The sequence below is a fragment of the Streptomyces blattellae genome (genome assembly GCF_009709555.1).
GTDB classification, from domain to species: domain Bacteria; phylum Actinomycetota; class Actinomycetes; order Streptomycetales; family Streptomycetaceae; genus Streptomyces; species Streptomyces blattellae.
Map to the genome: position 1 here is coordinate 62,357 of NZ_WJBG01000154.1, position 11,314 is coordinate 73,670.

The window sequence follows — 11,314 nt, forward strand, 5'->3', positions numbered from 1 at the left end:
GCAGCGGCGTTGTTCAGACGTTCCGCGGAGACCCGCCTGCCTCATGAGGAGAGACATGTCGGACAAGACCCCCGTCGACTTCTGGTTCGATCCGCTGTGCCCCTGGGCCTGGATGACCTCTCGCTGGGTGCTGGAGGTGGAGAAGGTCCGGGACATAGAGGTCCGCTGGCACATCATGAGCCTGGCCGTGCTGAACGAGCCGAGGATCGACGAGCTGCCCGAGGAATACCGCGAGATGCTCGCCAAGACGGCCTGGCAGCCGGTTCGCGTGGTGACCGCGGCCTGGCAGAAGCACGGCGCCGATGTCGTCGGCCCCCTCTACACCGCGCTCGGCACCCGCATCCACAACCAGGGCGAGGGCCCGACCCGCGAGGCCGTCGTCGGCGCCCTGGCCGACACCGGCCTGCCCGCCGACCTGATCGACTACTTCGACCAGGAGGACTTCGAGTTCGACACCGAGCTGCGCGCCTCCCACAAGGAGGGCATCGACAAGGTCGGCCAGGACGTCGGCACCCCGGTGATCGCCGTACCCGGCGCCGACGGCGAGCAGCTCGCCTTCTTCGGCCCGGTCGTCACCCCCACCCCCAAGGGCGAGGAAGCGGCCCGCCTCTGGGACGGCACCCTCGCCGTGGCCTCGGTCCCCGGCTTCTACGAGCTCAAGCGCACGCGGACGAAGGGGCCGGACTTCAGCAACCTGTAGGGATCATTCGGGGAAGTTCCCGCCGTCGTCCCACCTGAGTTTCCGCTGGAACCGTCTGCAGCCGTCGCGGGCGCACCGGATGTAGGCCTCCGGCGGAAACTCGTCCTTCTGCTGCCGGACGATCTCCTTCTCCGCGTCATGGAGTTCGCGGAACTCCTGAAGAGGGCCGCCACCGCAGTTCGGGCACCGTCTGAACATCACAGCGTTCTCCGTCTCAGGTGCCACGAGCCGGTTCGGGCCCGCCCCGCGTCCGGCTCGACGACCTCCGCTTCCGTACGATTCCCTGCCGTTCGAACCCGTCGAGGTCCCGGTGGACGACGTCGATGCCTCCTCTCCCGGTGAAGGATTCGGGGTCGACGACGAGGGCATCCGTGTACGGGTGCGCCGCGGGCCGTGAGCAGTGAACGCGTCGAGCCGAATGGTTACAGAGGGTGTAACAGCTGAAGAAGAGCGTCAATCCCTCGCACAGGTGGAAATCTCGGTGCAAAGTGAGAAGTTCACGGCCAGGTGTGGGAGGTGCGATGGAGTCGTGGCTCGGGATCGACCTGGGCACGCAGGGCGTCCGGGCGCTGCTGGTCGCCGGGGACGGCACGGTCCTGGGCAGCGGTACGGCCCCGCTGGCCGGGTGGCGTGACGGCGTACGGCACGAGCAGGATCCGGGGGAGTGGTGGGACGCGGTGTGCGCGGCGTCCAGGGCCGCGCTGCCCGGTCCCGCGCCGGTGCGCGGCATCGCGGTGTGCGGGACGTCCGGGACGGTACTGCTGACCGACACCTCCGGGCAGCCGGTCAGCCCGGCCCTGATGTACGACGACGGACGGGCCGCCGAGCAGGGAGCGAAGGCCCGGGCGGCGGGGCTGCGGGTGCAGAACACCTGGGCGCTGCCGAAGGCGCGGTGGCTGGCGGAGACGTACGGACCCGGACGGCTCACCCACCAGCCCGACGTGATCACCGCACGGCTCGTGGGCCGGCGTGTGCCGGCCGACTCCAGCCATGCGCTGAAGACGGCCTACGACGTGGAGCGCGACGCCTGGCCGGACATCCTCGGCCTGCCGGACGGGACGCTGCCCGACGTCGTACGGCCCGGCACCCGGCTCGGCGAGGTCTGCGTGGCCGCCGCCGAGGCCACCGGCATCCCCGCCGGCACCCCGGTGATCGCCGGCATGACCGACGGCTGCGCGGCCCAGATCGCCTCCGGCGCGCTGCGCGAGGGCTCCTGGAACTCGGTGCTCGGCACGACGCTGGTGCTGAAGGGCGCCACCTCGCAACCGGTCCGGGACCCGGCCGGCGTCGTCTACAACCACCGTGCGCCGGACGGGGGCTGGCTGCCGGGCGGGGCGTCCAGCGTGGGCGCGGGTGTGCTCACCGCCGCGTTCTCGGGCGCCGACCCGGCCGCCATGGACGCGGCCGCGGCGGCCTTCGAACCGTCCGGCGCGGTGGCCTACCCGCTGGCGTCGCCGGGCGAACGCTTCCCGTTCCTGGCCCCGGGCGCCACCGCCGTCGTGCTCGGCCAGCCCAGCTGCGACGCCGACCTGTGGGCCGCGCTGCTCCAGGGTGTCGCCTACACCGAACGCCTCTGCCTGGACTACCTGCACCACCTGGGCGCCCCGCTCGACGGCCCGCTCACCTTCACCGGGGGCGCCGCCCGCAGCCCGTACTGGAACCAGCTGCGCGCCGACGTCCTGGGCCGCACGGCGCGGGTACCGGAACGGACGGAACCGGCGCTGGGGATGGCCGCGCTGGCGGCGTACGGCACCGGAGGGGGCACCTCGCTCGCCGGCACGGCCGAACGGATGGTGCGCATCCGGACCGTCGTCGACCCCCGCCCCGACCGCACGGCCCGCTTCGCCGAACCGTACGCCCGGCTCGTCGACGAGCTGGAGGCGCGCGGCTGGCTGCCGTCGCCGGTCGCGGCGCACGCCCGCGCACGGCTCACCATGGATACTGCCGATCCATGAGCGCCACCGCCCTCCTCCTGGCCCGCCACGGCCAGACCGTCTGGCACGGCGAGAACCGCTACGCCGGAGTCAGCGACATCGGCCTGACCGACACGGGCCGCGCCCAGGCCGAGGCCCTCGGCCGCTGGGCGGCGGCCCATCCGGTCGACGCGATCTGGACGTCCCCGCGCTCCCGGGCCATCGCCACCGCGGAGCCCGCCTGCCGCGCCCTGCACCTCACCCCGCACCGCGAACCCGCCCTGGCCGAATGCGACTTCGGGGTCCTGGAGGGCCGTACGCTCGCCGAGTTCGCGGCCGAGCACCCGCACCACGCGAAGGCGTTCCGCGCCGACCCGGCAGCGAACCCCTTCCCCGGGGCCGAGGACCCGGTGGCCGCGGCGGCCCGCGGCACGGCAGCCCTGCGCCGCATCGCCGCCGCCCACCCCGGCGAACGGGTCCTCGTCGTCGCCCACAACACCCTCCTCCGCCTGGTGCTGTGCAGCCTTCTGTCCATCCCGCTGGGCGACTACCGCCGCGTCTTCCCCAAACTCCGCAACACGGCGCTCAGCGAACTCCGCGTGAACACCGACGGCTCCGCGGCCCTTCTCTCCCTCAATGTGCCCTGCGAGCCGGACCTGCCGTAGCGCCATGGACGCATGAGCCGGCCCCGCGAGTCACGTCCTCGCGGGGCCTGCTCCTTCATCCGCCTGCCGCACGTGGACGTTGAGAAGACGATCACGAGGCAGGACGTTCCGGCGGGTCAGGGCGTCAATGAAGGTCCCCAGGCTCTCCAAGCTCGCCAAGGACCCCTCAAAGCCTTGCTGCACATAACTTGCAATAACAATCCAGCAGCAAGGAGACCCGGATTGGAGAGACCCCACAGCCCCGTCTTCGCCCTCCTCGTGACGTACACGGCTCCACCTCAGTGACCGGTGTCACGCCGGATCGCGTGTAGCCGCACTCTTTGTCAGGAGTCCACCACAGCCGTGCTTCCGCCTTTGTCGAGCGATGACGGTGATGGGCTCAGATGCCCTGGGTTAGCGTCGCGGTGTCCCGAACCGTCCTCACCCGGAGTCCCCATGAGCACCACTGCCCTCGCCCCCGCCCGCACCGGGCAGGTCCTCGCCGACCTCCTTCCCGCCTCCCGCGTCCGGGACGCCGCGCTCGTGCTCGGCGGCGCCGCGCTCACCGGCCTCGCCGCCCAGATCGCCGTGCCCGTGCCCGGCTCCCCGGTGCCGGTGACCGGCCAGACCTTCGCCGCGCTGCTGGTCGGCACGAGCCTCGGCGCCGGGCGCGGCCTGCTCTCGCTGCTCGTGTACGCGCTGGCCGGCCTGGCCGGTGTGCCGTGGTTCGCGAGCGGCTCCTCCGGGACCTCCGCCTCCTTCGGCTACATCGTCGGGATGATGCTGGCGGCGACCGCCGTCGGCGCCCTGGCCCGCCGCGGCGCCGACCGTTCCGTACCGCGTATGGCGGGCGCGATGCTGCTCGGTGAGGCGATCATCTACGCGATCGGCGTGCCGTATCTCGCCGTCGCCGCCGACATGTCCGCGTCCGCGGCGATCGCGGACGGCCTCACTCCGTTCCTGATCGGCGACGCCCTCAAGGCGGCTCTGGCGATGGGTGTGCTGCCGGCGGCCTGGAAGTTCGTCAACAAGCAGTCAACGACCCGGGACTGAAAGTCCTGGGCTTGCCCGACGGGCGCCACTGGCTGTGGTGCTGTGTTTGCGTCCTGTCCCGCTTCCCGGTTCGGGAGGCGGGTCTGGGGCGGTTGACTGCGCGCCCCGCGTCGCCACAACTCCCACGCGCGGGCGCGGATGCTGCGGGAGCGGTTGCGGTCTGCGTGATCAACGAATCCGCGTCGTGCGGGTCATCTTCTCCTTCGCGAAGGCGACGGCCAGTACGCCCGCGGCGACCAGCAGCGACAGCAGCACCGTCTCGCGTCCGTCGTGCTCGGTGTCGGTGAGCATGTAGCCGAGGACGAACACGATCAGCGCGGCGGTGGCCCAGGTCAGATACGGGTACAGCCACATCCGGACGACCAGCTTCTCCGGCGCCTCGGCCTGGATGATCTTCCGCATGCGCAGCTGCGAGAAGCAGATGACGAGCCAGACGAACAGCGCCACGGCCCCGGACGAGTTGACCAGGAAGAGGAAGACGGAGTCCGGGAACTCGTAATTGAAGAAGACCGCCACGAAGCCGAAGACGACGGACGCGATGATCGCCGTGAGCGGCACACCACGGCTGGTGGTCCTGGCGAAGGCCTTGGGCGCGTCACCGCGCTGTCCCAGCGAGAAGGCCATCCGGGAGGCCGTGTAGAGGCCGGAGTTGAGGCAGGACAGTACCGAGGTCAGCACGATGAAGTTCATGATCTGACCGGCGTGCGCGATACCGAGGGAGTCGAGAGCGGCGACGTAGGAACCGTCGACGGCGATCGACTTGCTGTCCCACGGGAGCAGGGAGACCACGACGAAGATCGAGCCGAGGTAGAAGACGGCGACCCGCCAGATGATGCTGTTCGTGGCCTTGGTGACGGCCTGCCGCGGGTTCTCGGACTCACCGGCGGCGAGAGTGGCGATCTCGCTGCCCATGAAGGAGAACACGACGAGCAGCACACCGGTGAGGATCGCGCCGGGCCCGTTCGGGAGGAAGCCGCCGTGGTCGGTGAGGTTGCCGAGCCCGGCCTGCTCGCTGTCGACGCCCGGCAGCAGCCCGAAGACGGCGAGACCGCCGATGACGATGAACGCGGCGATCGCGACGACCTTGATCCCGGCGAACCAGAACTCGAACTCGCCGTAGGAGCCGACGGAGACCAGGTTGGTGGCGGTCAGCACCACCATCACGATCAGCGCCCAGGCCCACTGCGGGACGGCCGGGACCCAGCCTTCCAGGATCACCGCGCCGGCGGTCGCCTCGACGGCCAGCACGACCACCCAGAAGAACCAGTACAGCCAGCCGATGGAGAACCCGGCCCAGCGCCCGAGCGCCCGGTCGGCGTGGGCCGAGAACGAACCCGAGGTCGGGTTGGCCGCCGACATCTCACCGAGCATCCGCATCACCAGCACCACGAGCGTGCCGACGAGGGCGTACGACAGGAGGATGCCGGGTCCGGCGGTGGCGATACCGGAACTGGACCCGACGAAGAGCCCGGCCCCGATGACGCCGCCGATGGCGATCATCGACAGATGACGGTTCTTGAGACCTGCCTGGAGGCCGGTACCGGGTTCGCCGGTGGCCCCAGGGTCCTTGCTGGCGTTGGAGAGGGTCGGCTGCGAGGTCATGGGGGATTTCCTTTGCGCCGGACGAGCAGATTGCCGTGCGAGCGGGGCACGGGGCGTACGAATCGATCCAGTGAATCTGAGGTGTATCGATTATTGAACCTTTGAATCCAGATTGTTACTTGAGGTTTTCCTGAGGTTCTATGGGGTTGATCGCACGCTCCTTGGCCCGGCCCCGGGGCTGCTGCCCGAAAACAGCCGTGTCACACTCTCCCCATGCGCGTGTATCTCGGCTCCGACCATGCGGGCTTCGCACTCAAGAACCACCTCGTCGACTGGCTCAAGGCGGCCGGCCACGACCCCGTGGACTGCGGCCCCCACATCTACGACGCCCAGGACGACTACCCGCCCTTCTGCCTCCGCGCCGCCGAGCGCACCGCGGCCGACCCCGACTCCCTCGGCATCGTGATCGGCGGCTCCGGCAACGGCGAGCAGATCGCCGCGAACAAGGTCAAGGGCGTGCGCGCGGCTCTCGCCTGGAGCGAGGAGACGGCGTCGCTCGGCCGCCAGCACAACAACGCCAACGTCGTCGCGGTGGGCGCGCGCATGCACACGGCGGACGAGGCGACCAAGTTCGTCGAGACCTTCCTCGGCACACCGTTCTCGGGCGACGAGCGCCATCTGCGGCGGATCGAGATGCTGGGCGACTACGAGACGACGGGCGACCTGCCGCCGATCCCGGCGCACCACCCGCACCAGTAGAGGGTTTTCGAGCCGCAGCAGCAGAGGCTCTTTCGAGGGCCCGCCTGTCCGCAGACCGACACAGGCGGGCGGGTGGGAAAGGATTGCGGGACGTGCCCGAGGGTCACACGATTCACCGGCTGGCGCTGGACTACGCGGACCGTTTCGCCGGCCGGGCAACACACGTCACCAGCCCCCAGGGCAAGTTCTCCGACGCCGCAGCCCTCCTCCACAGCGGAGCCCTCCGCAGCGCCGACGCCCACGGCAAGCACCTCTTCCTAGGCTTCCGGGACGCCGACTGGGTCCATATCCACCTCGGCCTCTTCGGCAAGGTCAACTTCGGTGACGCCCCCGCACCCCCGCCGACGGACACCGTCCGCCTCCGCCTCGCGAACAGCACGTCGTACGTCGATCTCCGCGGTCCCACGACCTGCGCCCTGATCACGGATGCCGAGAAGGACGCGATACACGCCCGCCTCGGCCCGGACCCCCTGCGCACGGACGCCGACCGGAACGCGGCCTACCGGCGCATCTCCCGCAGCCGCACCACGATCGCCGCGCTCCTCATGGACCAGAAGGTCATCGCCGGCGTGGGCAACGTCTACCGCGCCGAGGTCCTCTTCCGGCACGGCATCGACCCGTACCGCGCGGGCAAGGACATCACCCCGGCCCAGTGGGACGCGATCTGGACCGACCTGGTCGAGCTGATGCGTGAGGGCGTCCGCAACAACCGCATCGACACCGTCCGCCCGGAGCACACGCCGGAGGCGATGGGCCGCCCGCCCCGCGTCGACGACCACGGTGGCGAGGTCTACGTGTACCGCAGGGCCACCCTGCCCTGCCACATCTGCGGCGGCGAGATCCGCACCGCCGATCTCGCCGCCCGCAACCTCTTCTGGTGCCCGACCTGCCAAAGCCGCTAGAACCGCCGGGACCGCCGGGACCGCCGACGGGGGTGACGGGCGAGGGTGACGGTGGGGCTGCCTGCGGAGTTGCCGGGCGGGGCTGTCGGGTGGGGGTGACGGTGGGGCTGCCTGCGGAGTTGCCGGGCGGGGCTGTCGGGTGGGGCTGCCTGCGGAGTTGCCGGGCGGGGCTGTCGGGTGGGGGTGACGGTGGGGCTGCCTGCGGAGTTGCCGGGCGGGAGTGACGGGTGGGGCTGTCGGTGAGAAGTTGGCCGGCGGGGCTGCCGGCGGGGCTGCGGGCGGGGCTGCGGGGCTGACAGGCAGAGCTGACCGGCTGTCAGAAGCCGTGTGGCAGCCAGGGTGCCACGGTCGACGCGAACCCCACCGACGCCTCCGAAAGTGCCCCTTCCCGCAGCTCCCGCACCCGCCCGGCCGTCCCCAGCGCGGCCAGGGTCACGCCGCCGAGATAGGCCGCCCCCAACTCCCGTACGGAGAGGGCGAGATCGGCCGCGTCCTCGGTGCGTGCGCAGGACGCCCCCTTCGCGTCGCCGGTGAGCCGCCAACGCCCCGCGTTCCATGGGCAGAACGCGTCCTCGACCTCGAAGACCACGTCCACCGGGGCCAGATACGTCCGCGCCTCCAGCGCCGCCCCCACGTCCACCAGGCGTACGTGCAGCGAGTCCCGCACCTGCAGCGAGCACCGGCGGATGTCCGACACCAGGTACTGCCACGCCTCGTCCAACGGCCGCCCGCGCGCACTCAGCGTCGAGGTGAGGTCGATATCGCACAGGAAACGCCACAGCGCCGCGTGCGCCGCGGGGTCCTGCCCGTAGGCGTCCCGCAGTTGGACCGTGCCCTTGGGCCCGGTGATGTCCCACTCGGGCTTCACATGGAAGCGCGCGTACCCGACGACCTCGCCGTCCCGCTCCGCCACCACACACTGCAGGGGTGACGCTCCCTCCCGCTCGCGCTCCGGATCCAGCACCCCGAGCCGCTCCCAGCCGGGCTGCCGGGCCAGCATTCCCGGCCGCAGCGACACCTCCCGCGCGTACACCGCCTCACACGCGTCCAGCGCCTCGGCCGGCGCCGCGTACCGCAGCCGTACGTCATCGGTGCCGGGCGGCACGGACAGCCGTACACGGCTCGTGTCTATCTCGACGTTGGCGTGAAACGTCGCGACGCCGTACCCGAACCGCCCGTAGATCTCCGGCTCGGAGGCGGTCAGCACGGCGAGCGGCTCGCCCCAGGAGCGGACATTGTCCAACTGCCGCCGCATCATCGCCGTCAGCACCCCGCGCCGCCGGTGGGTGGCGGCCACGCTGACCATGGTGACGCCCGCCGTGGGCACCGAGGCGCCGCCGGGCACGGTCAGCCGGAAGGTGAACGCCCCGGCCGTGCCGACGCACCGGTCACCGTCCCAGGCGCCGATCGAACGGTCCATTTCCGTGAGGGAGTTCCACAGCTCCTGCTCCTCGGCCGACTCCGGGACCCCGCCGAAGGCGCGGATCAGGGTGTCGAACCACACGTTCCACTCGTCCTGCCGCAGCACCCGCAAATCCGTCACGGCGTCCGTCGCGCTCTCTGTGCCCATGGCCCATGCCTATCAGGGCGCTGTGAAAGGAGCCAGGGAATTTCGCCGGGGCGGGGGCGCGATGGGTTTCTGTGAAGTTCACTGTGAAGTCGAGCCTCGGACGGGGGACAAGTGGGACCTCCCGTGCCAAGCGGCTGGTCGGATGGATAGGGTCCCGAACTAATGGCAGCAGGACGAGAGCGGCGCACAGCGGCCGAGACGTTCACGGCCCGGTTGAAGATGCACTGGCACCGGGTCCGCACCAGCCTGCGCAGAAGCGCCGTCGACTACTTCCGCGGCGACGGCTCGGACTGGATCGCGCTGGCCGGACTGCTGCTGACCATCCCGCTGATCGCCGCCGCCACGCTCGCCAACTCCGTGTGGTTCTCACCGGCCGCCCTGGTCCTTCCCATCGTCGCGGGCGGGCTGCTGCTGCGCCCCGCCAGCCTGCTCGGCCTCTACGCGGCGGCGGCGACCGCGCTGATCGTGGAGTCGGTGAAGCTCGGGCCGTACACGGAAGGGCCGTCCCGGGTGACGCCGGGTGTGGTGCTCGTGGTCGCCGCATGCGGGTTCTTCGGGTTACTGATCGCGCAGTTCCGCAGCCGGGTCGGCGTGCCCTGGCGGCGTGGCGGCACGATGCTGTTCGACCTGCGGGAACGTATCCGGGTGCAGAGCAAGTTGCCGGGCCTGCCGGCCGGATGGCACCGAGAGATGGCGCTGCGTCCGGCCGGCGGGCAGTCCTTCTCCGGGGACTTCGTGGTGGCCGCGCGGACGAACGGCGGGCGCACACTGGAGGTCGTCCTCACCGACGTCTCCGGCAAGGGCATGGACGCCGGATCGCGGGCACTGCTGCTGTCGGGCGCGTTCGGCGGCCTGCTCGGCAGCCTGCCCCCGCACGCCTTCCTCCCCGCCGCCAACGGCTACCTCCTCCGCCAGGACTGGGACGAGGGCTTCGCCACCTCCATCCACCTCGTCCTCGACCTCGACTCCGGCGACTACGAGCTGTACTCCGCCGGGCATCCACCAGGGCTCCAACTCAGCGCGGGCAGCGGTCGTTGGGAGGAGAAGGCGGCCGAGGGACCGCTGCTGGGGGTGTACGACGGCGCCCAGTTCGACCCGGTCAAGGGCTCTTTGCGCCCCGGCGACGTGTTGATGCTGTTCACCGACGGTCTGGTGGAAACATCCGACCGCGACATCGTCGAGGGCATCGACCGCCTCACCGGCGAGGCCGACCGCTATGTCGCCGGCGGTTTCCACGGCGCGGCCTGGCACCTCATCGAGGCGGTGGCGAAGGACGTGAACGACGACCGGGCCCTGCTGCTGATCTGCCGCCAGGGGCCGACGGCGGCGCCCCCACCGCCCGTATCGCCCGCAACGTCCCTCTCCTGATTGTTTGTTCGCATACGCGCACCCTGTATTGGTCTGGGTTTGTGTTGCCTCTGTAACTACCTCAGACACTCGATTGCATGAGCAATCAGGGAGTTGGTAGAGATGTAATGCAGGACATGTGGTCTTGAGGATCCGATGGGTCCGCCGTAGCAGCCCGATGGGGGAGGCGAGTTCGGTATGAAGTTCGACATGGGTGCGCAGACGCTGCAGAACCTGCAGCGTGGTTCGCGGGGGTCGAGTGACGATCTGGGTGTGTTGATCCAGCAGTTGGTGCAGGCGGCGGCGCCGCTGGAGGGCAGGTTCAACGGTTCGGGTCGGGTGATGTTCGATCAGTTCAAGGCGCGGGCGGACGGAATCACGAGGGAACTGAACGGGTCGCTGGCGGCGATTGTGGGCGGTCAGTCGGGTATGGATTCGGCGTTTTCCTCGGGTGATCAGGAGCAGGGGGACAACGCGCGGCAGCAGATGGGGGCTGCGAACTTTGATGCGGCGCGGTTCCGCTGAGCGTGGGCTTCGTTCTGTCAGGACCTCTGTGTGGGGTTTGGTTCGTCTTTCGGGGTGTGGTGTGTGATGGCGGGTGCGGGTGCTGATCGTCGGTCGTATGACACGGGTGCGTCGTCGGATGCGCAGGCGAATATCCAGGCGGTGATCGCTCGTCTGGAGTCGGTGATCGATGATCGTGACCGTCAGGTGAAGGCGGCGATGGCGGACTTCACGGCGGATGGGGTGGCGGATGAGTACCACGGCAAGGAGCAGCGGTGGAACAGTGCCTCGAACGAGGTGCGGAACATCATCGCTTTGCTGAAGTCGACGCTGGAGAAGAACGACGCTACGGCGCAGTCGACGCTTCAGCGGGCGAAGGC

The 11,314-nt window shown here is 70.3% G+C and carries 12 protein-coding genes; 9 read left to right on the forward strand and 3 right to left on the reverse strand.

What is annotated here, in order from left to right; all coding sequences use genetic code 11:
- Positions 1-55 precede the first annotated feature (55 nt).
- Positions 56-700: a mycothiol-dependent nitroreductase Rv2466c family protein gene (locus GFH49_RS18240; RefSeq protein ID WP_155057049.1), complete on the forward strand. Its 645-nt coding sequence runs from the start codon at positions 56-58 to the stop codon at positions 698-700.
- A 3-nt stretch (positions 701-703) separates the two neighbouring features.
- On the opposite strand, the gene GFH49_RS18245 is transcribed toward GFH49_RS18240, so the two are convergent.
- Positions 704-898 carry a hypothetical protein gene (locus tag GFH49_RS18245; protein WP_155057050.1) on the reverse strand — a complete coding sequence of 65 codons (195 nt, stop codon included), beginning with the start codon at positions 896-898 and terminating at the stop codon, positions 704-706.
- Between the two features lie 323 nt (positions 899-1,221).
- On the opposite strand from GFH49_RS18245, the gene GFH49_RS18250 reads away from it, so the two are divergent.
- The 3 genes from GFH49_RS18250 to GFH49_RS18260 all read left to right on the forward strand — a co-directional run bounded on the left by GFH49_RS18250 (position 1,222) and on the right by GFH49_RS18260 (position 4,310).
- Entirely contained in the window at positions 1,222-2,655 is a 1,434-nt protein-coding gene (locus tag GFH49_RS18250) for an FGGY-family carbohydrate kinase (RefSeq protein ID WP_155057052.1), read from the forward strand.
- Positions 2,652-3,278: a histidine phosphatase family protein gene (locus GFH49_RS18255; RefSeq protein WP_155057054.1), complete on the forward strand. Its 627-nt coding sequence runs from the start codon at positions 2,652-2,654 to the stop codon at positions 3,276-3,278. Before GFH49_RS18250 ends, GFH49_RS18255 begins: the two co-directional genes overlap by 4 nt.
- Before the next feature lie 435 nt (positions 3,279-3,713).
- Entirely contained in the window at positions 3,714-4,310 is a 597-nt protein-coding gene (locus tag GFH49_RS18260; protein WP_155057056.1) for a biotin transporter BioY, read from the forward strand.
- A 168-nt stretch (positions 4,311-4,478) separates the two neighbouring features.
- Here the strand turns inward: GFH49_RS18260 and GFH49_RS18265 are convergent, their stop codons facing one another.
- A complete protein-coding gene (locus GFH49_RS18265; RefSeq protein ID WP_155057058.1) occupies positions 4,479-5,912 on the reverse strand; it encodes an amino acid permease in 1,434 nt (477 codons plus the stop codon).
- Positions 5,913-6,125: 213 nt separating this feature from the next.
- On the opposite strand from GFH49_RS18265, the gene GFH49_RS18270 reads away from it, so the two are divergent.
- Complete coding sequence (locus GFH49_RS18270) at positions 6,126-6,611, forward strand: ribose-5-phosphate isomerase (protein WP_155057060.1); 486 nt, start codon at positions 6,126-6,128, stop codon at positions 6,609-6,611.
- A gap of 92 nt (positions 6,612-6,703) precedes the next feature.
- Complete coding sequence (locus tag GFH49_RS18275; RefSeq protein WP_155057062.1) at positions 6,704-7,513, forward strand: Fpg/Nei family DNA glycosylase; 810 nt, start codon at positions 6,704-6,706, stop codon at positions 7,511-7,513.
- A gap of 316 nt (positions 7,514-7,829) precedes the next feature.
- On the opposite strand, the gene GFH49_RS18280 is transcribed toward GFH49_RS18275, so the two are convergent.
- The gene (locus GFH49_RS18280; protein WP_155057064.1) at positions 7,830-9,083 is read right to left on the reverse strand and encodes a GNAT family N-acetyltransferase; all 1,254 of its coding nucleotides are present in this window, start codon (positions 9,081-9,083) and stop codon (positions 7,830-7,832) included.
- A gap of 162 nt (positions 9,084-9,245) precedes the next feature.
- Between GFH49_RS18280 and GFH49_RS18285 the strand changes: the two genes are divergently transcribed.
- From GFH49_RS18285 to GFH49_RS18295, 3 genes are all read left to right on the forward strand, one after another.
- A complete protein-coding gene (locus tag GFH49_RS18285; RefSeq protein WP_155057066.1) occupies positions 9,246-10,451 on the forward strand; it encodes a PP2C family protein-serine/threonine phosphatase in 1,206 nt (401 codons plus the stop codon).
- 177 nt (positions 10,452-10,628) lie between these two features.
- Positions 10,629-10,955, forward strand: a complete 327-nt coding sequence (locus tag GFH49_RS18290) for a hypothetical protein (RefSeq protein WP_155053939.1) — start codon at positions 10,629-10,631, stop codon at positions 10,953-10,955.
- A gap of 66 nt (positions 10,956-11,021) precedes the next feature.
- The coding region (locus GFH49_RS18295) for a pore-forming ESAT-6 family protein (RefSeq protein ID WP_155057068.1) at positions 11,022-11,314 on the forward strand (293 nt) is incomplete at its 3' end.